This is a genomic window from Williamsia sp. R60 (assembly GCF_054063855.1).
In genome coordinates this window covers 65,886-86,023 of record NZ_JBSSGR010000006.1, presented here as the reverse complement: position 1 = coordinate 86,023, position 20,138 = coordinate 65,886, and the positions used below count along the sequence as shown (strand labels likewise).

Here is a 20,138-nt window from a genome sequence, read left to right as displayed (position 1 = left end):
AGTGGCTGTATTTCAAGATCCGTCAGGGCGCGCGCCGTCACGAACGAACTTGACCCTGCGTGGGATCGGGGTTCTCGTCGTCGTGGTGGTTGCCGCCTATCTTCTGGTGGGCAACGCGAACGGAAAATATGACGACAACAAGACAGTGACGATTACCACCGACGCGATTGGTGACGGATTGAAGAGCGGATCGGAGGTGAAGTATCGGGGCTTCACGGTGGGCAAGGTGTCCTCGGTGTCGGTGCGCGACCAAAGCACAAATGTGAAAATCGAGCTCACCGGAGCGAACGACGACATCCGGTTGAGTCAGGGCATGGCGGTGAATTACACGTCCGCCAGCGCGCTGGGGCCGACGGCACTCGAGGTTGTCGACCCTGGGCGGGGAGCGCTCATCCGTGATGGTGGCAGTGTCTATGTGAGCAAGCAGCAGTCCGAACAAACTTCGGTATCGACCCTGATTCGAAAACTTTCCAAGCTGGTCAATGCTCTCGATCAGCCAGCGTTCAATTCTGTGGTGAAGTTTGTGGTCGACGATTCCCAAACGTTTGCCGACACCGGCAAACTCATGTTCCAGATCGCGCAGCTCACTCGGGACGTCCAACAGCGGCCAGTGGGCCAGGATTTGGCGATCGCGGCAGACCTGTCCGAGGGTGTTGCCGACTTCATGAAGCCGTTCATTCCGGGCATCCTCATGAACGTCGACATCGCGGACTTCTTCGCCACCGACGAGGCCATCAAACAGACCAAAGGCAACCTCAACGACACCGGCGAGGTCCTGTTCGGCGGACTCGGAGGACTGTTGAGCAAAAACTACCCGGCGTTGAGTTCACTACTGGACGTCGGCCTCGATTTGGCGAGGCCGGTCGCCAGATCGGCATCGGGGCTCGCGCGGACCGTTTACACCATCCCGCAGATCCTGGACAGCATCGACAAGGCCACGCCACAGGTCGGGGAGCGAGTGCAACTTCAGGTCGCCCTGATAGTGCAGACCTCACCTGCGCTGCAGAGCGCGCTTGCAGCAGGAGGACCGAGGTAGATGAAGCTCAAGTCGTTAACTCCCACCATCATCAAGATCGTCGCGTTCACCGCAGTCATCGGCGTTCTCACCTACGTGATCATCGCCATCCTCGAACCCAGCTCGGACGGAGCGAGTTCTGAACGATCTGCGGTCTTCTCCGATGCATCCGGGCTCAAGCCTCGCGACGGTGTGCGGTCGGCAGGGGTCAAGGTCGGTTATGTGACGGCGATCGACCTGAAAGGGGCCACGGCGGTCGTTCATTTCCAACTGAACGACGACGTCACGATCACATCGAACACCACCGCCGCCGTGCGTTATCAGAATCTTCTGGGACAGCGATATGTCGAATTGATCGGTGCGGAACAGGGAAAAACACAGGGGGCACTCACACAGGTGGCGCTCGACAAGACTGTTCCCTCATTTGATGTGTCCACCTTGTTCAACGGGTTCAAGCCGGTGTTCGACACGCTTAACGCCAACGAGATCAATGAACTGCAGGCCAACTTGTTGCGCGTTGCTCAAGGTGATGGAAGGGGTATATCGCCTGTTCTCAAGCAGGTCGCCAACATCACCGCCTACGGGAACCAGCGGTCTGAGATCATCACCAATATTGTGACGAGTCTTGGCCAGGTCTCCGACCAACTCGAAGGCCGCTCAGCGGAGATGGTCGAACTCGTCGACAAGCTGGGATCGATCGTCGACGCCTTCAGCCGCGTGAGTGACCGGCTGCGAGAGTCGCTACGCGAGGTCAACCGGTCCATGTCGAAGACGGTCATCACCGGCGAGCAACTTGAGTCAACGTACGACCAGAGTTTCGCGACGATCTATCAGCGTCTGGCGCGAGAACCCGGGGAGTTAGAGGGTCTACTCAACGGTGCGGTACTGCTCAAGCCCCTTATGGACTCGCTGACCGCTGCGACGAACTCCACGCCGAGCGAGGCACAATGTTCGAAAGGTCTTCTGCCCCTGCCGGATACAGCGAAGATTGCGCTTATGGGGCAACGATTGGTGGTGTGTCAGTGAGGTTGTTCAATCGAAATCGATCGCATCACCAGCCCGAACGCAGACGCGACCTCATCGTCGCCGGTGTGGTGGTGGTGACGGTGGTGGTCGGTCTGGTGATCGCCGGGGCCGTGTATATCTCACCGCCCGGTCAAAAGGTGTACTCGGCCCAACTGGTCAACACCGGCGGGCTGGAGTCGGGTGATCAGGTGCGTATAGCGGGGATAAGACAAGGGAAGGTGTCGTCGGTGGACCTCACGGGAACGGTTATCACAGTCAAGTTCCGACTCGACGACTCGGTGTCTGTCCGTTCGGATGCTACCGCAGCGGTTCGCCTGATCACGCCGATCGGCGGGCGAGTTCTCGATCTGGACCCAGGGTCAGGACCGACCGCGCTGTCAGGGGCAATCCCCCTTGTTCAGACATCGAGTACCTACGACATCTCGAACACACTCGAGACGACGACGCCGGTGTTCCGTGATGTGAACGGCGTCGATCTCCGTCAAACTGCGTCGCTGCTGCAGAATGCGTTCTCCGACGGCAACACAAACATTCCCGACGCACTGAGGAACACCAGCAGTTTGATGGACCTTCTAGAGCGACAGTACGGTCAGCTCGACAAAACGGTCGCTCTATCCGATGAATACGTCAAAGCTTTCGCCGACCAAAAACAGGTGCTGGTCGACTTTCTCCGTCAACTCAGCTTCCTGGCCAGTACGCTGGGACCTGATATTCAAAACGTCCGCGACGGGTTCGACTATCTCAGGCGTCTGTTCAAACTTCTGACGAGGCCGCTCGTGGCGTACCGCGATGGGATCGAACCGTCCGTGCAACAGTTCAAGACGCTCCTGGACAAGGTGTCGACAGAGCTGCCGGGCTACTCCAACGCCCTGACACAGGTCGATCAGATCACTCAGCGCCTCGGCGTCCTCCTCCAGGCGCCGGTCGGTGCGCCGGCCACCCCAGAACCAGAGGTTCGTGTGTGCATTCCGAGTGGTGACGACAAATGCTGACCACCTGGGTCCGAAGACTGCTGCTCCTGATCGCCGTGGTGGTTGTGGTGGTCGCTGGTATCGGGATAGGGCGGACGGCGTCCGACGACACGCGCGCCCTGTGCGCAGAGTTCACCGATGCATCGGGCGTCTTCAAAGGCAACGCAGTCGCCATGCTCGGCAAGAAGGTGGGCAGCGTCGTCGGGGTGCACCAGAATGAAGGTCAGTCCGGTGTAAGGATCGACATGCGGATCGACAAGAGCGTGCCGCTGTCTGCCGACGTCGGCGCGACTCTGGTGTCGACGTCCATCGTGACCGAACGTCAGATCGAGTTCAGCAAGCCGTACTCCGGTGGAGCCCGATATGAGACGAATCAGTGCATTCCGTTGAGTAAGACGAGAACCCCGCTGGGCGTCAGTCAGACGCTCGATTCGATCAGCAACTTGTCCGAGGACCTGGTCAAGGACAACGGCAGGAACACCGACGCCGTCCTGCAGTCCCTCAAGCTCGTCGCCCGCAATCTGGAAGGGACACAGGGTGACGTGGCCGGGATCATCAAGGACTCTGCCACGCTCATCAACGACCCGGCCAAGCGGGATGGACAGATTCGCAGGATCGTCGGGAACCTCGCAACACTGACGGGGGTGGCAACCGAGAACGACAAAGAGCTGACCGCCCTCTTCGACAACTTCGTGGGTGCCATCAATGTCATCGTCGCGTTCGGTCAGACGTTCGGCGCGGCAGTCGAGTACGCGGGGACGTTCGTACCGATCCTCTCGCGGTTCGCATCGGATTTCGGGCCCCCAATATTCGCGATCGGTGATGCTGCCGTTCCGCTCATCGCCGGCATGGGAGAGCAGCCGGACATGGTGGCAGCGGTCGCAGCCCGCACGGCAGACCTCATCGTGAAACACCCCGATGCCAAGTCGATCGTGCGGGCATTCGCAGTGTCGCTGCCTTTGCGAAGCCTCGTCAGTGGCTGCGCCGCGTCGGCGGCAAACGGCGTCTGCGGGCCCGGCGATGCGTCAAGGACGATCGCCGGGATGATGGGGGGAGGGGCCTGATGATCTCGGTCAACCGCTCACGCTTCGGACCCATGATGGTCGTACTGATGGCAGCGATGGTGTTCGTGACGTCGTGTGGGATCAACGCCGACAATCCGCCGACCATAGGGACCTCCGACGGCAACGGCTACGACATCGAGATGGAGTTCACCAGCGCACTCAACCTGCCGGCCCTCGCAAAAGTCCTCTCAGAGGGGCTCAGCGTCGGAGCCGTCGAGGATGTCACGTACGAGAACGGGCATGCGGTCGTCAAAGCTCGCATCAAGAACAACACTCAGCTGCCGGGCGAATCGCGAGCTGAGCTGCGTCAAGACACTCTCCTTGGTGAGATCTACGTTGCCATCCTTCCCCCAGTCGAGCCGTCGACGGGTGCGTTGCTGCGGTCGGGTTCGGTGATCCCGCTGGCACGGACCGAGCCGGCAGCAAATGTCGAGGACGTCATGCGCGGGATGGCGAATGTCCTCGGCGGCGGTGAGCTCGACAAAATCCACACCGCAATCTCGACATTGAACACCACGTTCCCCAAGGATCCGCAGGAATTCGACGCCCTGTATCGGACAACGCTGGAGACCGTCTCGGAGGTCTCCTCGAACACCGACCAGCTCGACGTAGTGTTGAGGTCGGCTGATGAGACTCTGAAAGTGATCTTGGACGACCCGTCGGGAATCGACCGGATGCTGACCAAGGGCGGACGCAACTTCTATGGCCTCGGCTACTCCTTGATCGACGTCGCGCTACTCATCGCCAACTTGCGTGATTTCGCTACGGCCGCGGGCAGGATCGTGGATCCGGAGTACTCACGCATCAAGGAGTCGGTGGCCGCGATCGCCCCGGTGATCGCTTCGATCGCCAACTCCGACATCTACTCGAAGTCCGTCACGGAGCAGGCAACGCGCGTCATCCGCGACAAACTCATTCCATTCGTGGGGTCGCCGGACATTAACCTCTCGGACATCTCCATCGATGGTCGGGACCTGGCGCGGCGTGACGCCGAATCGTTCATAACCGTGTTGAAATCGATCGGAATGATGCCGTGAACCGCAGCAGCAGCACGCTCATATCGATGGTGGCTCTCGCCGTCGTGTTCGTCGTAGGGCTCGGCTACCTCGTCGTCGGCGTGGCACGCGTCAACCCCACCCGCTCCGAGTACTCGTTAACCGCCTTCATCGACAACTCCGGCGGTCTACTGGACACGTCGCCGGTGATGGTGCGGGGAGTACCCGTCGGAAAAGTGGCCTCCATCAACGTCGTGGATTCGGCACTTAAGGTCGAGATGACGATCGATTCGGACCACAAGATCCCCCAGGACAGCGGGATGTCTATCCAGAATCTGTCGCTCGCGGGGGAACAGTACATCAACTTCGTGCCCACGGGCACGGCCACCGGCGGGTACTTCCACAACGGAGATGTGGTGCCCGCGGACGCGGTGCACGTGTCGCAATCGGTGCCCCAGGTGTTGCCGAAGATGGCTGCAGTGGCAGATGGACTCGACCCGGCATCGATCGAGTCCATCAACAAGACCGTCGCCGAGGCCGTCGCCGGACGGCAGGAAGACCTCGACACGATCGGCGACATGATGCACCGTTTAGTCAATTTCGTCGGCAAAGATGGGTCCGTCCGGGTGACCGCGGACAACGCCGAGTTCCTGCTCGGCCTCATGTCCAATACCGGGGACGTCCTCAGTACGGCAGCTGTGCGCACCCCTGACGCCGTAAACGGACTGGCGCGCATTCAACGGGCGTTCATCGAGTTTACAACTACTTCGTACGACAAGTGGCCTCCGGTGTTGAAGCTTGTGGAAAAGCTCAGCGGCTATATCCAGATCCTGCAGCCGGATCTGCTGACGATCACCCGGGCGGTGAAACCGGCGACCGCGAAGGTCGCGGACACCTACGTCGACTTCGGGTCGATCGGCGACCTCCTCGCCCGAACCTTCCCGGCGTCGGGACCAGGTCGCGCGGAGGTCCCCCTCACCGTGTCGCCGTCACCACGGTGACAACCATGTCCCACGCGGACTGTCACCACAAGTACACAGAAGGCCCCAGATGACAAATGACGAGACCGAACCGCACACCGAGCCCACTGAGGTCGAGGACGCCGCGGCAGCAGCGGCGACGGATAGCGATCTGCTGGTGGACGACAACGCCAAAACCGCTTCCGTAGCCACGGCGGAACCGGGAGACGGCGACGTCGATCCCCCCTCGCCAGGCGGGCGTCGCTGGTCAGCAGCGCCGCGATTACGTGCCTTGGTCGTTTCGGCCGTGATCGTGGTGCTCGCAGTGCTGGCCGGCGTGTTTGCCTACCTCTACGCCGAGGCCGACGACGCGAAGTCGGTATTGGAAAACGACGCCGCGCAACGGGCCGCGGCGGCAAAGGCCGCCTCGGATTACACGACCAAGTCCCTGACCTACAGTTACGAGAACACCGACGCCTTTTTCGCGGCGGTCAAAGAGAACGCGGGTGAGGCGCTCATCAAGCGTTACGACGAGGTCCGGCCGACGCTGACCCAGATCATGCAGCAGGCCCAGGTGCAGGCGTCGGGACGCGTTCTGGCCACCAGCGTCACCGGTGACACCGGTGACACCGGTGACACCGACGGGGAATACACGGTGATGGTCTTCGCGAGCCAGAAGACGCAGAACGTGCAGAACCCACAACCGAGTGAACTGCCGACGTTGTTGAAGGTGGTCGTGTCGAAAACGGCCCAGGGCTGGCAGATCCAGGACTATGGCCCAGCGGAATAAGGTAGCTGCAGAAGGAGTTCTTCATGAAGAGCGCGATGCAGGATGCACCTTTGACGGTGGCGTCGATCCTCCGCCACGTCGCGACGAATCACGCTGCAAGGCAGGTCATCACCTACGGCGGAAACGAGCCGGCTCGGACCATGACCTACGGGTCCCTTGAGAAACGATGCGGTCAGCTGGCCAATGCTCAGCGTCGTGCCGGTGTTGGCGACGATGACCGTGTCGCTACTTTGCTGTGGAACAACCAGGAACATCTGGAGGCGTACGCAGCGATTCCCGCCATGGGTGCCGACTTGCACACCCTGAATCTGCGGCCGTGCCATCTGTGGCGTCGAGATGCGTCTCACCGACGAGGCCGGGATGCCGGTTCCGCGTGATGACAAGTCGATTGGGGAATTGGAAGCAAGGGGCCGTGGATCACCGGTGCCTATTACCGTCTCGACGAGGACAGCGACAAATTCCGGGACGGCTGGCTGCGCACCGGCGATGTGGCCACATCAGCCCGGACGGTTATCTCACCACGCTCACCGATAGATCGATCGAAGGACGTAGTCAAGTCCGGCGGCGAGTGGATCTCATCGGTGGAGCTTGAGAACACCATCATGGGCCATCCGCAGGTGGTCGAGGCCGCAGTGATTGCCATCCCCACGATCGATGGCAGGAGACCGCCCTAGCTGTGGTCGTCCGGGCGCACGACAGTGACGTGACCGCCGATCAGCTCAGGGAATGGTTCCTCGCCAATTGCCCCGACGAGAGATCCCTCGTTGGTGGATCCCCCCAGCACTGGCGTTCGTGGATCAGGTGCCACGCACCAGCGTGGGCAAGTTCGACGAGAAGGTCTTGCGTGCCCAACATGCCGACGGGGATTTCGTCGTCGTGTCGAACTGAACACATCTCTTTGCAAACGGCGGCGGTGCAATGCACCGCCGCCGTCTGGTGTTCACCTCTCTTGGCCGATGCATCTAGAAGCCATCCCAGGCCGCCGTCGGCAGCGATGCCTAACTTTGCGCTAAGCGGCCACGGCACGGGCGAAACCGTCGCGCGAATGCGCAATCGACACCGGTCGTGGTATCGCTTCCCCAGCGAGAACCGAGACCTGTCCGCCCCTGCCACGCTGACGCCGGATTGAATCCGCCGTCAGCGATTAGACACCGTCAGATCGTCCTCGGGCAGGGGACCATCCGCCTCGGTGGAATCCGGCTCACCGTCCGCACGGTGCACCCTCCCTGGCCACCAGCTCGCCTCACCGAGCAATGCTGCTAACGCCGGGACGACAATCGTGCGGACGAGAAAGGTGTCCAAGAGTAACCCGATACCGATGATGAAGCCGATCTGCACCATCACGTCGATCGATCCCAGCATGAGTCCGAACATGCTCGCCGCGAAGATCAAACCGGCTGAGGTGATGACCGAGCCGGTGTACGCGACCGTGCGCAGAACTCCGAGCCGGATATTGGCCGTCGATTCCTCTCGGAGCCGGGAAACCAACAGCATGTTGTAGTCGGCCCCCACTGCAACCAGAACGATGAAGGACACCAGTGGGACCGGCCACGCTATTTCGTTGCCGAAAATGTGTTGCAGGACTAGGACACCGATGCCCAGCGAAGCTGCGTAGTTGAGAATGACAGTGGCCAGTAGATAGATCGGCGCGACGAGCGCCCGAAGCAGGAGCATCAGGATCACGCCGACTATCAGGAGCGTCCCGAATCCGAGTAACTTGAAATCGTATGCCAGAAGTCGTTGGACGTCGGCGTTGATCGCCGGGAATCCCGCTACAGATGCACGCCCACCCTGCAGTGTGGTGTTCGGCATGGCGTCTTCGGCCACCTTCGACAGGCTGTTAGCCAACGTCATGGCATCCGCGGTATACGGATCGTAGGCGGTCTGCACTACATAGCGAACAGTCTTGCCATCCGGCGAGATGAACTGGCGCGCCACCTGGCTGAACTGTTGATCCTTGAACGCGTCGGCGGGTAGGTAGAACCCCGTTGCCGAGTCGGTGTTGCCGATGTCCCGAGCGGGCGCACGTAGTTGGGCGGCCACCTGAGACAGGCCCGCCAGCAGCTGTAGGTTGCTGTCCACCAATGCGCTCACACCGCCGGACAGCTGGCGGGCCCCGTCGGCGAGCGCTCCGACGCCCGTCTGGAGCTGCGACAACCCACTGCCGAGGTCCTGGCCGTTGATCGTCTGCAGAGCGGAGTCGAGGACGTTCAACGAGCTCTGCAACTGCGCGAGGTCCGCCGTTCCCGGGCCGTTGACTCCACCGAGCTGGGTAGCGAAGTCCGCGAAGCGACCGAGGGACTGGTTGTCGGCCAGTGCGCGGATGTCCGAGGTCTGTGCCTGCAAGGCCGAACACTGCGGGATCTGGACGCACCAGGGAGCATCGAGTGCACTCAACACTGGTGCGACGGCGTCGGCAGCCGACTGTGCCTGTCGTGCCACTCGAGACAGCTCGGGAGCTTGTCGGGAGAACTCATCGAGTGCGGGCGCCGCAGCAGCCAGCTGATCGACGAGCGGACGATACTGGCTGAGCTGCTCGCCGGCCGATGAGGCCTGCTCGAGCAACCCCGACAGCGGGGCGAGGTTGGTGGTGATCTGCTCGTTCAGCAGAGCAAGACCGTCGGCGAGTTGTACGGACCCGGTCTTCAGTAGGTCCAGGTCGCCCTTGCGTGACTGTGCGTCATCGGTCTGCTCGGTGATACGACTGCCGATTTGGTCGTTCTGCCATGGCAACTGGGCCTGCTCAAGTTTCTCGCCCGTTGGGCGGGTCACCCCGATGACGCGGGTGACGCCGGGAGTCTGTGCTATGCGCGACGCCATCTGATCGAGATCTGCGAGTCCTTGGCCGGTACGCATGTCTGTGTTCGACTCCACCAGAAGGAATTCGGAGATGATGGTGTCTTTGGGAAAGTGCCGGTTCAGCAGTGCGTATCCCTCGTTGCTTCCGGTGTCCGACGGCTGACCTTCCCGATCGTCGTAGGTGATCGTCATGGTGGTCGCGATGAGGCCGAGAGCGATCAGTGCCACCACACTCACCGCGAGCAGCGGGACCGGCCGCCGGATCACCCCCGTTCCCACCCGATGCCAGTACCGCCTGGTGAGGTCACGCCGAGGTAGACCCGTGCCACGCTTTGCCGCGAATGACAGCACGGGGGGCAGCAAAGTGACGGTGGCCAGGAAGCCGAAGGCGATGGAGACCGCGCACGCCGGGCCGAGCGTGCTGAACACGCTGAGTTTGGCGAACGCCATCGCTAAGAAGGCAAGGGCAACCGTCGCTGCGGACGCGAGCACCACGCGACCGATCGTTGCTGTGGCGTTCGCAATGGCCACGTCAGGGGTGTAGCCCGCCCGGATGCCCTCGTGATACCGGCTTATGAGGAACACGGAGTAGTCGACTCCGGCACCGAAGATGATTACCGTCATGAACATCGAGGTGAACTGTGATACAGGCATGCCCACTTCGCCCAGACCCGAGAGCACCCCGCGGCCCACTGCCAGGCTCATGCCGACCACCAGCAGCGGCATGAGAGCGGTGAAGACCGATCGGTAGACGATCAGTAGGATCCCGGCGATCAACAGCACCGTGGCGATCGTGATCACGATCAGATCGGACTCGCCGACCGCGAGCTGGTCGGTGAACGTGGCAGGTGGACCGGTCACCCGAACAGTTGTGCCGGTACCACTGAAGATCTCGTTCGTGGTGTCACGGACCGCTTCCACCGCGTCGGCAGCGTCCGGCCCGCCCAACGTCCCGGTGACACCGATAGGCAGATACCACGCCTTCTTGTCCTCGCTCAGCGCCTGACTCTCCGTGAGCGGGTCGCCGAGCAGGTCGCGGACCGCGATGACGTGTTCTGTGTCCGCACGTAGTGTGGTCACCAATTCGTCATATAGGGCGCGGGTGGTGTCCGAAAAGCCCTCGTCGTTCTCCATGGCGACGAAGACGGTGGTCTTGGCCCCCTTCTCATCGAACGCCTCACCCATCCGGTCGAGCGTCTGGAATGACGGTACGCTCGCGGGTATCGGGTCCACCGACTGCTGCCGGATCACCGACTCCAGCTGCGGGAACAGCACTGCGAGGCCGACCGCGACCACGACCCAGACCGACGCCACGACCCCCTTGCGCCGCAGCGTGAACCAGGCGACTTTTTCCAGTACAGCGCTGTATTCACCGATTCTGGCAGAACGCCTCGATGGACGGTTCCGGATGATCGACGGCCTGGCCACGTACAAATTTCCTCTCGGACTGGATTGTTGGGGGACGCCCCCAGGGCGGCTGCGCAGATCGGTCAGCTGTGATGTTCGCTCTCTGCTATCGCCTCCACTTCCTCCAGGGTGGTGGGGATGTGGTACGGCGGCCTGCTCGTGCCCGAGATGCGATAGCGATCCCAGAAATCAGGATCGCCCACGACGCACTCGGCGCGTCCCTGTGGTGTCACAAAGACAGCAACCGTGCGCCTGCCCCCGAGGAGGGCGTCTAGCGCATCGTTCTTGTCGATCCTGCCGTACCAGGTGTAAAAGCCGTTCAGGGGCTGAAAATAGCCCTTGATCTCCACCTCGACAGCAATCTCCTTGCCACGGCACACCAGGGTGCCCTCGCCGGAGTAGTCGAGATCGTGGTTGTCAGACACGCAAGGCCCACTTTCTTCACATCGAACGTTGACAAAAGAACCTGCTAACGGAGACACTAGCAGTATCGGGTACCCAGAGTATCGGGTATGAAGTCGAGACTCAGCTCGACCCGGAACACAACGGAGGTGTCACATGACCGTTCAAAATGTGGAGATCAAGCCCGACGTCTCGACGGAAGGCGTTGCGCGCGTCAGCGCCCGCAAGCCCGTCGACATGCAGAGGTCTGCCGGTCGACTGCTGCGTGCGGCGGCCGAGAAATTTTATGACGCGGAGATCGACATCGATTGGGACTCGCCTTGGGAGGAAGGAAAGTACTTCCTGCCAGAGCATCGGGTCTCGCTCTACGGCACCAAGCTGTGGGAGAAGATGAGCGACGAGCAGAAGGTGGAACTCGGGCGCCACGAGATCGTCAGCATTCTCAGCTTCGGTATGTACGCAGAGAATCTGCTCAGTTCGGCGCTGCTCCGAATGTCTGCCAAAGGCGCCCTGACAGATCAAAGGTCCCTCTACGCCCTCAACGAGATCGGCGACGAGGCACGCCATTCGACGATGTTCGCCCGGCTGATCAACAAGACGGGGGTGGCACCGTACAAGTTACCGAAGGGGTTCTTGAGCTTCGCGAAGATCTTGCACTTCGTGCCTCTCGGCCCGTCCGTGTCCGGTGCGACACTGCTCATCGAGGAGATCCTCGACCGCGCTCAGCGTGAGGCGATGAATGACCCGAAGATGCAGCCGCACCTGCGCCAGCTCATGAAGATCCACGTTCTCGAAGAGGCCCGCCACATTACGTTCGCGCGGCTGGAAATGGTGGAGGGCATGCAACGCCGCGGGCGAATCTCCCGCGCTTGGCATCGAGGCACGTTGGCGGCCATTGCGAACTTTGCGTACCCGTTGCTCATCAATCCGAAGGTATACCCGGCTAACGGAATCAACCGGCTGCGTGGCCTGTGGGCGCAGCAGACGAGCCCCAACTATCGCGTCAACTTGCAGTTCATGTCCGAGCCGATGATCCGGTTCTTCCACGAGGCCGGGATGATGGAGGGGAAGTTCACAATGGCGATGTGGCGCGCAACGCGCAGCCTCCCCGACGACCTGCGCTGACCCGTCCCGGCCGGGTCCACGCGGCCGCTAATCCGTCTCTCGACCCTACGCCCGGATCTCTCTGGGCTCAGACGAATGCCTCACATCTGCCTGCCACGCGTCCCGCGCCGAGCAGGTCCGTTCGCTCTACTCTTTGATCAGGAGACCTTCACTCAATGCCGTCTTCCAACACCAAGCGCGCGCCGCGCGCCGCCACGGCGACAGACTCGGGAACGACCGAACCCATCACTACCAAGGTGCTCATCATCGGTAGCGGCTTCTCCGGCCTCGGTATGGCCGTGCAGCTCCGCCGACGCGGGTATAACGATTTCATTGTGCTGGAAAAGGCCGACTCCGTCGGTGGGACGTGGCGCGACAACACCTATCCGGGATGTGCGTGCGACGTACCGTCCCTGATGTACTCCTACTCGTTCGAGAGCCGCGGTAGCTGGTCGAAGGTGTGGTCCTCACAGCCTGAGATCGAGCAGTACTTGAAGGAGATCTCCAACAAGCGTGGGATCACCCAGAAGATCCACTTCGGACAGAAACTGGTCTCCGGATACTGGAGCGAGTCCGAATCCCGGTGGCACCTGCGTACCGAGTCGGGCCGGGAGTACGTCACGCAGTACGTCGTGTCCGGTGTCGGCGCTCTGCACATCCCGAACTTCCCGAACATCCCCGGAATCGACGAATTCGCCGGCCAGGCGTTCCATTCGGCAAAGTGGGACCACACGGTGGATCTGCAGGGCAAGCGGGTGGCCGTCATTGGCACCGGTGCCAGCGCGATTCAGTTCGTGCCGTTCGTGCAGAAGGAGGCCGGCACACTCACGGTGTTCCAGCGCACCCCGGCTTGGGTACTTCCGCGCAAGAACTTCGCGGTGCCGGGACCACTTCGTACCCTGCTCAGCAAGATCTCGATTACTCGCCGCCTCGCTCGGTGGTCGGTCTACTGGGGCGCAGAGAGCCTGGCCTTCGGGCTCAACGGCCACTCCAACCTTATGCGGCCAATCGAAAAGGTGGCCAAGTGGAACATCGAACGTTCCATCACCGACCCCGAGCTACGCCGGAAGCTGATGCCGTCGTACCGCATCGGATGTAAGCGCATCCTGGGATCGAACGACTATTACCCTGCGCTCGCCGCGCCCAACACGACAGTGATCAGCGATCGGATCGAGAAGGTTACCGCGGATTCGATCGTCACCGCTGACGGCGTGTCGCATCCGGTAGATGTGATCATCTACGCCACAGGGTTCCATGTCACGGACGGGTTCGATCAACTCGCCCTCAAAGGCGCGCGGGGCGAGGACCTGCCGTCGCACTGGCACCAGACGGGTATCAACACCCACCTCGGCATCACCACCGAGGGCTTCCCGAACCTGTTCTTCCTGCTCGGACCCAACACAGGTCTTGGGCACAACTCTGTCGTGTTCATGATCGAGCAGCAGATCAAGTACATCTTGAAGGCCATCGACGCCGTCGACAGTCGAGGTGCGCAGCGCGTTGATGTACGGCCCGAGGTTCAAGAACACTTCAACAAGGACATCCAGCGCAAGCTCGCCAAGGGCGTGTGGACCAACGGCGGATGTACGAGCTGGTATCTGGACTCGCAGGGTGTCAACCGTACGGTGTGGCCGGGGTTCACCTGGCAGTACTGGCGAGCGACGAAAGACTTCGAGCCCGCCGAGTACGAGATCGCCTGACAGTCCAGCCGTAGGTCATCGGAGAAGTGAGTACACAACAGTGAGTAGTTCGACAGCAGGCCATAACGCGACCCCGGTCGCGGTCGTCACGGGAGCCGCCTCGGGGATCGGCCGGTCCCTTGCCCTCCAATTGGCCGGACGCGGGGCCAGCCTTGCCTTGTCCGACGTCGACGAGATGCATCTCAAAGAGACGGCGGACATGTGCCGTACCGCGCATCGGGCGACGGTCGAGACCGCCGTGTTGGACGTGGCAGATCGGGCTGCCTTCCAGGATTACGCAGATAGCGTCCAGTCGACATTCGGGCGCGTCAATATGGTGTTCAACAATGCCGGCGTCGCCCTCGGCGTCGACGTCGTCGACATGTCCTGGGAGGACTTCGATTGGCTGATGGGTATCAACTTCGGTGGTGTTGTCAACGGGACGAAGGCGTTCCTGCCTTATCTGATCGCCTCGGGTGATGGTCATCTGGTGAACACCTCCAGTGTCTTCGGTCTGGTCGGAATCCCCAGTCAGAGTGCCTACAACGCCGCGAAGTTCGGTGTGCGTGGCTTCACCGAAGCACTTCGCCAAGAGATGAAAATCAGCCGGTATCCGGTCACGGTGACATGCGTTCACCCCGGTGGCGTCAAGACCAATATCGTCAACAACGCTCGCGGTGTATCCGAAATGGGGGCAGATACCGCCACCATTGCCTCGATGTTCAACAACATCGCCAGGACCACCCCGGAAAAAGCGGCGGCCACCATCCTCAAAGGAATGGACAAGAAGAAGCCCCGCGTGTTGATCGGCGCAGACGCACGGGGCTTCGACTTTGTCGCACGCGTGGTGGGTCCGCGCTACCAGGACATGGCTGCGCCCATCACACGCGCGGGCTACGCCTTGGCTCGCAAGCGGGGGATCATCAAATGACCGTCGAGCAGGAGACTCGGCCGGGCACCACCGCCCGCTCACGGACGCTGACCGTGTCGGAGGTCGTGCAAGAGACCAAGGACTCTGTGAGCATCGCCTTCGAGGTGCCTGACGAGATCGTCGACGATTTCAAACACCTTCCCGGGCAGTTCATCACGCTGAAGATCCCGTCTGACCAGACGGGCCACGTCGCACGATGTTATTCGCTGAGCAGTTCGCCTCATGTCGATGACTTCCGCCTCGAGATCGGGGTCAAGCGCACCGATGGGGGATATGCGTCGAACTGGTTGTGCGACAACGTCTTCGCCGGCATGGAGCTGACCGTCCTCACGCCGTCAGGGAAGTTTACCGCGAAGAGCCTCGACGTCGACATGCTTTTCTTCGCTGGCGGAAGCGGCATCACGCCGGTCCTGTCGCTGGTGAAGTCGGCACTGGTGTCGGGCGGTGGGGACGTCGTCCTGTTCTACGCGAACCGTGACGCCGACTCGATCATGTACGAGCGCCAGCTTCAGCAAATCAGCTCTGAGTTCGCCGAGCGGTTCACTTTGGTCGGCTGGCTTGAGTCCGAGAACGGGATCCCCACATCCGAGGCTGTCGAGAAAATTATCCGTGACCACAAAGGGGCGGAGATTTTCACCTGCGGCCCTGCCCCCTTCATGGACCTGGTGGAAAGGTCCGCCGCCGCGTGTGGAGTGGACCATTCGGGTGTGCATCGCGAGGTGTTCCAGTCCCTGGCGGGTGACCCGTTCGACACCGCCACACTGCGTCGACTCAGTGACGACGAGGGTGTGGCGACGGCCACGGTTTATCTCAACGGAGAGTGCATCACCACGGCATGGCCACGTAACACGCCGCTGCTCGACGTGCTTCTCTCGCAAGGACACAACGCCCCATACTCGTGTCGAGAGGGCGCATGCAGCGCGTGTGTCTGCAAACTCATCGAAGGCGATGTCGACATGGTGCAAAACAACATCCTCGTCGATGACGACATCGAGGACGGTGAGCGACTCGCGTGCCAGGCACTTCCGCTCACCGACGCTGTGACGGTGAGTTTCGATGACCTCTGACTCTTCGGGAGCCGGCCTACTGTCGCGGCGGTCGCGCGAGGTTCTCTCCACTGACGGCACGAGGCTGTTCGTCGAGGAGTACGGGCTGGGTGATGATGCGCCGCTGGTGGTGTTCAGTCACGGGTGGGCGTGCCAGGGCCGATTCTGGAGACCTCAGATCGAACACTTCGCCAGCACACACCGTGTGGTGGTGTATGACCAACGAGGGCACGGCTGGAGTGACCGGGGTCATACCCCTTTCTCTGCGTCGGTCCTCGGCGACGACCTCGAGGCTGTCCTGCGGGCTGTCGTCACGTCGAGTCGTAAGGCATTGGTGACCGGTCACAGTATGGGCGGGATGTCGGTCATGGGTTGGGCTGCCGAGCACCCGGAGTCGGTGCCCCTCCTGTCCCGCGGTGCCGTCTTGGCGAGCACTGGCCCCTCCCAGTTGGTAAGTAGATCGACGCTGATTAGGTCGCCGCGCCGATTCCGCGCCTCATTGGAGCGGGCCTTCGCAGCCGGGCTCGCCATGGCGGGGCCGGAGATGCTCGACACGCGCTTCAACCAGCGGTTGGTGAAGTACGGGACGATGGGTCCACACGCGTCGGCCGACGTTGTGGCTGAGTGTTCTGAGATAGTACTGCGTTGCCCCCCTGCGGTTCGGGGAATGTGGGGCAGGGTCCTGGCCACTATCGATGTCAGCAAAGGAGTCGACTCACTTGCGGTTCCGACGACAGTGATCGTGGGCTCTGCCGACAGGTTGACACCCGAGGTTCATTCCACCGATCTCGCCGAACGGCTGCAGCAGCGCGGCCAGCTGCACGATTTCGTGGTGTTGCCGCAGATCGGTCACATGATCAACATGGAGGCACCGAACGATTTCAACGAAGCGGTGGCGCGATTGGACGCAGCCACGGAGAAAGGCTAACTCTTGATGCCTATGACCGGACGCACATAGCTGATGATCGCGGGGGGAGGGCCCTTCCGGTATCGTTGCTTCCACAATGTCAGTCGTCCGTCGCGTTTCCTCCGCACCATCTCAGGTACAGCGTCGGGTGCGTGATGCCCGTAGCACGCGGTGGGATGAACATCGGGTCGCGGTACGCGCACAGCTGGTCGAGGCGGCCATACGGGCCATCGAACGCTGTGGCGTAGGCGTCAGCATGGACGACATCGCTGCGGAGGCCGAGGTATCTAAACCGAAGCTGTACCGCTATTTCGGCGACAAAGCGGGCTTGAACGGGGCGGTGGCGGCGAAGCTCGGGGCGTTGATGTGGGAGTCGGCGCAAGTCACAATTTTTGCCGAGCAAGAACATGCTTCGGTCGACGACATGGTTCGCTCGTCTATCCAGTCGTACGTCGCGCTCGTCGGGCAACATCCCGTGGTCGTCAGATTTCTCATGGCGAATCATTTGTTTGAGTACTCCGGATCGGGAAGCGGCGGAGTTGCGGAGCAATTGAGGTCGGTGATGGAGGTCATCGCCGGTCGGTTTACTGAATCTCTGCAGCGTATTCATGCAGATACCTCGATTATTCCCATGGCCGTGGCGTCCATTCTGGGTTCTGGTCTATCTGCGACGCAGTGGTGGACCGACGGCGGTCGTGAGCAAGGGGTGGACGACAAGTTCTTCGCCGCACACCTGTTGGAAACGACGTGGGGAATCATCGATGGCGCGGGCGCGACCATAGGCGTCGCCTTCTCACGTGGTCTGCCATTCAGTCATCCCGGGTTCGCGTCCCGCCGCTAAGTGGACTGACCATGTTTGGCAGCGAGCCATTCGCCGAACTTGTTTTGCCAGTGGCGGCGCGATTCGACCGATTCTTTGCGTTGCGGTCGGGTTGATCGTGCGTTCCGGTTGAGGGGTGTGTGTGCGTTGGTGGGCGGCGAGGAAGTCGTCAACGATGTGCGCGCAGTCGTGCCGGTCGATGTTTCGTAGCCCGGTTCTTCGTGCGAAATACCAGCGGTCCGAGAAGTTGGCACATTGCGAGTTCGATGTCGAAGTCGTCTAGTTCCTCGCGGGCATGAGAGCTTTGCAGAATGGCTTCAAATGGTTGGCGGTACTGGTCGATTACCCGCTGCTCAGCCGACAAGCTTCCCTCTTTGCCGCAGCGCCCCTGCATGTCACGACTCTCGGCGATGGCGCACGGCGGCGCGATCGCCGCGGCGTGGGACGACCTGCCGGGCTCACCTTGTGGTTGCTGCAACCCCGGCTGTCACCCGCCGCCTCACAGTCGAGTACCTGTTGCCGGTCCCGCTGCGCCGCCCGCACCGCATCAGCGGCCCGCCGCGCGGGAGAGCTGGCGCACTCGGGCGGTCTCGGTGGAGGGACATCGACAACCGATTCCCCTGCTCGAGCAGCCACAGCGACAGGATGGCCGAGGCCTTTGCTGTTCTCCACCGCCCATATGTTCAGGCAGCCTGCCGGCCCACTCGAGTTCACTGATCGAAGCGAACCTGGTGATGGTCCTGATCATGGCGTCGGTGTCGGTTCGTTGCTCGGCGTCGTTGTCCTGGTCGAACTACTCACATCAGTTCGATGAGCTGGTCGCGCAGCGACCCCGTCGAGTGTGCCGGCGGGATGCGTCCATGGTGTATTTGTCACTAGCGTTCTCTTTTGAGAGATATATCAAAGTTCCACCGCAACAAAACGTGTTCCCCGTGTAACGCCGTTCTCTACAACAACTTCGTCTTACATAATGGGCTCCTGATCTTATTTCCACGAGACGACGGTTAGTGGTCTGCAGTCGCCAACGAGCTGGACGCAAGTTCCAAAGCCTCGACAAGATCAGTCTCCTCCTTTGGCAGTCGACCGGCGGCCTCGGCCACCGCATCTAGGCGAGCTCGCACATCAGCACCGCGCTGGATCCCGGCGCGCGCGGTCTCGGTCCAGGCCCGCGCACAGCAGTCGGCGGCTTGCGCCAGGTCTGCTGTGGCGAGGTCGCCAGTCAGTCTTGCGACCTCAGCGCACCCCTCGGCGAGTAAGCGTCGGAACAACCCGCCGCCGGTGCCTGCCTTCTCGATGAACGCGCCGAGGCCGAACAGTAAGATTTCAAGTTCGTCATCTGGAAGGTCGGCCCAGGCGTGGACGTCGGCGGCCAGCGCTGCCGCAGCGGCCAAGCCCTCGGCACCGCTGGCTGCGGTGAGATCGGCGATGCTTGCCCCCGATGCCTGACGCAAGTTGTCAGCAGACTGCCGAAACGCTGCCGCTGCAGTGTCGCCGATAGTGGGGAGCTCGCTCGGCCAGGTAATGCGATACGTGCAGTGGCGCGTCGGCTGTGGGAACGACGTCGAAGACCTGGCCCGAGCCAGCGAGTGGAAGGGGACCGCCTGCACCTCGGCCCGGTCGTTGTCTACGACGAACGCTACGCCCGCGTCCTCGTCGTAGCCGATTACGACGATGTCGTGGCGGCTCATCTGCATCTGGACCCTCAGATACGGTAGCTCGGCGATGTCGCCCCACACCAGGCTTGGTCGACCGGAGTCGATTTCGTCGCGTACCCACGACCATCCCTCCTCTGGATCATCGGTGGTGAGGACCTGGACCTGCCCGCCGAGCCGGCGGGGTAGGTCGACTTCGAAGTCGGCACCTCGTCCCACCAGATACAGCGGTGGAACGAGGGCATTCGATCGAAGATAGGACAACCCCAAGGCGCCCCCGAGGGTAAATACGAGCCCTTCGCTGGGCGGTCCGTCCCACCCGAGATCGTGCCAGTGCAGCAGATCTCGCATCGCGCCTGAACCACAGTGGCCCCCGATCTGATGGGGGTAACCCTGGATGTAGGTCTTGCGGAGCATATGCCGTCCTTTCCGAGTCGCGGGGCGTTGGTGTCGAAGACCAGTCAATTGCCAGGATGCGTTCCAGGTTGGGGCATGCATAGCCCATGGGTCGATGTCGAGCTCGGCGGGAAAGGCCGATTCGCGAGCCAGGCTATCGAAGCCGCGACTTTTC

The 20,138-nt window shown here is 61.6% G+C and carries 18 protein-coding genes and 2 pseudogenes; 16 read left to right on the top strand and 4 right to left on the bottom strand.

Features of this window, described 5'->3' with window-relative positions:
* Position 1 precedes the first annotated feature (1 nt).
* From ACVWY6_RS23965 to ACVWY6_RS23925, 9 genes are all read left to right on the top strand, one after another.
* A complete protein-coding gene (locus tag ACVWY6_RS23965; RefSeq protein ID WP_030175677.1) occupies positions 2-1,036 on the top strand; it encodes an MlaD family protein in 1,035 nt (344 codons plus the stop codon).
* Positions 1,037-2,041 carry an MlaD family protein gene (locus tag ACVWY6_RS23960; protein ID WP_030175674.1) on the top strand — a complete coding sequence of 335 codons (1,005 nt, stop codon included), beginning with the start codon at positions 1,037-1,039 and terminating at the stop codon, positions 2,039-2,041. It abuts the gene before it with no gap.
* Positions 2,038-3,033, top strand: a complete 996-nt coding sequence (locus ACVWY6_RS23955) for an MlaD family protein (RefSeq protein WP_030175672.1) — start codon at positions 2,038-2,040, stop codon at positions 3,031-3,033. The genes ACVWY6_RS23960 and ACVWY6_RS23955 overlap by 4 nt, the downstream gene beginning before the upstream one ends.
* A complete protein-coding gene (locus ACVWY6_RS23950) occupies positions 3,027-4,076 on the top strand; it encodes an MlaD family protein (protein ID WP_009678383.1) in 1,050 nt (349 codons plus the stop codon). The genes ACVWY6_RS23955 and ACVWY6_RS23950 overlap by 7 nt, the downstream gene beginning before the upstream one ends.
* On the top strand, positions 4,076-5,113 hold the full coding sequence (locus ACVWY6_RS23945; RefSeq protein ID WP_009678382.1) for an MlaD family protein: 1,038 nt from the start codon (positions 4,076-4,078) through the stop codon (positions 5,111-5,113). The genes ACVWY6_RS23950 and ACVWY6_RS23945 overlap by 1 nt, the downstream gene beginning before the upstream one ends.
* Positions 5,114-5,139: 26 nt before the next feature.
* Entirely contained in the window at positions 5,140-6,072 is a 933-nt protein-coding gene (locus tag ACVWY6_RS23940; RefSeq protein ID WP_030175667.1) for an MlaD family protein, read from the top strand.
* A 49-nt stretch (positions 6,073-6,121) separates the two neighbouring features.
* On the top strand, positions 6,122-6,820 hold the full coding sequence (locus ACVWY6_RS23935) for a hypothetical protein (RefSeq protein ID WP_030175664.1): 699 nt from the start codon (positions 6,122-6,124) through the stop codon (positions 6,818-6,820).
* 23 nt (positions 6,821-6,843) lie between these two features.
* Positions 6,844-7,197, top strand: a complete 354-nt coding sequence (locus ACVWY6_RS23930; protein WP_232232991.1) for an AMP-binding protein — start codon at positions 6,844-6,846, stop codon at positions 7,195-7,197.
* A gap of 349 nt (positions 7,198-7,546) precedes the next feature.
* Positions 7,547-7,708: a hypothetical protein gene (locus ACVWY6_RS23925; RefSeq protein WP_400730837.1), complete on the top strand. Its 162-nt coding sequence runs from the start codon at positions 7,547-7,549 to the stop codon at positions 7,706-7,708.
* Positions 7,709-7,957: 249 nt separating this feature from the next.
* Here ACVWY6_RS23925 and ACVWY6_RS23920 read toward each other — a convergent pair whose 3' ends face one another.
* On the bottom strand, positions 7,958-11,047 hold the full coding sequence (locus ACVWY6_RS23920; RefSeq protein WP_051722088.1) for an MMPL/RND family transporter: 3,090 nt from the start codon (positions 11,045-11,047) through the stop codon (positions 7,958-7,960).
* Between the two features lie 62 nt (positions 11,048-11,109).
* Entirely contained in the window at positions 11,110-11,451 is a 342-nt protein-coding gene (locus ACVWY6_RS23915) for a DUF4873 domain-containing protein (protein WP_030175653.1), read from the bottom strand.
* A gap of 133 nt (positions 11,452-11,584) precedes the next feature.
* Between ACVWY6_RS23915 and ACVWY6_RS23910 the strand changes: the two genes are divergently transcribed.
* The 6 genes from ACVWY6_RS23910 (at position 11,585) to ACVWY6_RS23885 (ending at position 17,936) form a co-directional block, all read left to right on the top strand.
* Positions 11,585-12,553: an AurF N-oxygenase family protein gene (locus tag ACVWY6_RS23910; RefSeq protein ID WP_030175650.1), complete on the top strand. Its 969-nt coding sequence runs from the start codon at positions 11,585-11,587 to the stop codon at positions 12,551-12,553.
* Between the two features lie 155 nt (positions 12,554-12,708).
* Positions 12,709-14,232: a flavin-containing monooxygenase gene (locus tag ACVWY6_RS23905; protein WP_030175647.1), complete on the top strand. Its 1,524-nt coding sequence runs from the start codon at positions 12,709-12,711 to the stop codon at positions 14,230-14,232.
* A 40-nt stretch (positions 14,233-14,272) separates the two neighbouring features.
* Positions 14,273-15,142, top strand: a complete 870-nt coding sequence (locus tag ACVWY6_RS23900) for an SDR family NAD(P)-dependent oxidoreductase (RefSeq protein ID WP_030175643.1) — start codon at positions 14,273-14,275, stop codon at positions 15,140-15,142.
* Positions 15,139-16,209, top strand: coding sequence for a ferredoxin--NADP reductase (locus ACVWY6_RS23895; RefSeq protein WP_030175641.1), 1,071 nt, complete (start codon positions 15,139-15,141; stop codon positions 16,207-16,209). The genes ACVWY6_RS23900 and ACVWY6_RS23895 overlap by 4 nt, the downstream gene beginning before the upstream one ends.
* Positions 16,199-17,116 carry an alpha/beta fold hydrolase gene (locus ACVWY6_RS23890; RefSeq protein ID WP_030175638.1) on the top strand — a complete coding sequence of 306 codons (918 nt, stop codon included), beginning with the start codon at positions 16,199-16,201 and terminating at the stop codon, positions 17,114-17,116. The genes ACVWY6_RS23895 and ACVWY6_RS23890 overlap by 11 nt, the downstream gene beginning before the upstream one ends.
* A 76-nt stretch (positions 17,117-17,192) precedes the next feature.
* Positions 17,193-17,936 carry a TetR/AcrR family transcriptional regulator gene (locus tag ACVWY6_RS23885; protein WP_030175636.1) on the top strand — a complete coding sequence of 248 codons (744 nt, stop codon included), beginning with the start codon at positions 17,193-17,195 and terminating at the stop codon, positions 17,934-17,936.
* A gap of 111 nt (positions 17,937-18,047) precedes the next feature.
* On the opposite strand, the pseudogene ACVWY6_RS23880 reads toward ACVWY6_RS23885, so the two are convergent.
* Positions 18,048-18,264 (bottom strand): annotated as a pseudogene (locus tag ACVWY6_RS23880) (TetR family transcriptional regulator); the annotation flags it as partial.
* Between the two features lie 61 nt (positions 18,265-18,325).
* On the opposite strand from ACVWY6_RS23880, the pseudogene ACVWY6_RS23875 reads away from it, so the two are divergent.
* Positions 18,326-18,491, top strand: a pseudogene (locus ACVWY6_RS23875) (PaaI family thioesterase); the annotation flags it as partial.
* A 428-nt stretch (positions 18,492-18,919) separates the two neighbouring features.
* Here the strand turns inward: ACVWY6_RS23875 and ACVWY6_RS23870 are convergent.
* Entirely contained in the window at positions 18,920-19,984 is a 1,065-nt protein-coding gene (locus ACVWY6_RS23870; protein WP_009678370.1) for a BtrH N-terminal domain-containing protein, read from the bottom strand.
* Between the last annotated feature and the right edge of the window lie 154 nt (positions 19,985-20,138).

What these genes read in the sequence shown, in the direction of transcription:
- ACVWY6_RS23905 (WP_030175647.1), top strand. Translation starts at nt 12,709, where the DNA reads ATGCCGTCTTCCAACACCAAGCGCGCGCCGCGCGCCGCCACGGCGACA.
- ACVWY6_RS23940 (WP_030175667.1), top strand. Translation starts at nt 5,140, where the DNA reads ATGGTGGCTCTCGCCGTCGTGTTCGTCGTAGGGCTCGGCTACCTCGTC.
- ACVWY6_RS23960 (WP_030175674.1), top strand. Translation starts at nt 1,037, where the DNA reads ATGAAGCTCAAGTCGTTAACTCCCACCATCATCAAGATCGTCGCGTTC.
- ACVWY6_RS23885 (WP_030175636.1), top strand. Translation starts at nt 17,193, where the DNA reads ATGTCAGTCGTCCGTCGCGTTTCCTCCGCACCATCTCAGGTACAGCGT.
- ACVWY6_RS23930 (WP_232232991.1), top strand. Translation starts at nt 6,844, where the DNA reads ATGAAGAGCGCGATGCAGGATGCACCTTTGACGGTGGCGTCGATCCTC.
- ACVWY6_RS23945 (WP_009678382.1), top strand. Translation starts at nt 4,076, where the DNA reads ATGATCTCGGTCAACCGCTCACGCTTCGGACCCATGATGGTCGTACTG.
- ACVWY6_RS23950 (WP_009678383.1), top strand. Translation starts at nt 3,027, where the DNA reads ATGCTGACCACCTGGGTCCGAAGACTGCTGCTCCTGATCGCCGTGGTG.
- ACVWY6_RS23895 (WP_030175641.1), top strand. Translation starts at nt 15,139, where the DNA reads ATGACCGTCGAGCAGGAGACTCGGCCGGGCACCACCGCCCGCTCACGG.
- ACVWY6_RS23890 (WP_030175638.1), top strand. Translation starts at nt 16,199, where the DNA reads ATGACCTCTGACTCTTCGGGAGCCGGCCTACTGTCGCGGCGGTCGCGC.
- ACVWY6_RS23910 (WP_030175650.1), top strand. Translation starts at nt 11,585, where the DNA reads ATGACCGTTCAAAATGTGGAGATCAAGCCCGACGTCTCGACGGAAGGC.
- ACVWY6_RS23925 (WP_400730837.1), top strand. Translation starts at nt 7,547, where the DNA reads ATGGTTCCTCGCCAATTGCCCCGACGAGAGATCCCTCGTTGGTGGATC.
- ACVWY6_RS23935 (WP_030175664.1), top strand. Translation starts at nt 6,122, where the DNA reads ATGACAAATGACGAGACCGAACCGCACACCGAGCCCACTGAGGTCGAG.
- ACVWY6_RS23870 (WP_009678370.1), bottom strand. Translation starts at nt 19,984, where the DNA reads ATGCTCCGCAAGACCTACATCCAGGGTTACCCCCATCAGATCGGGGGC.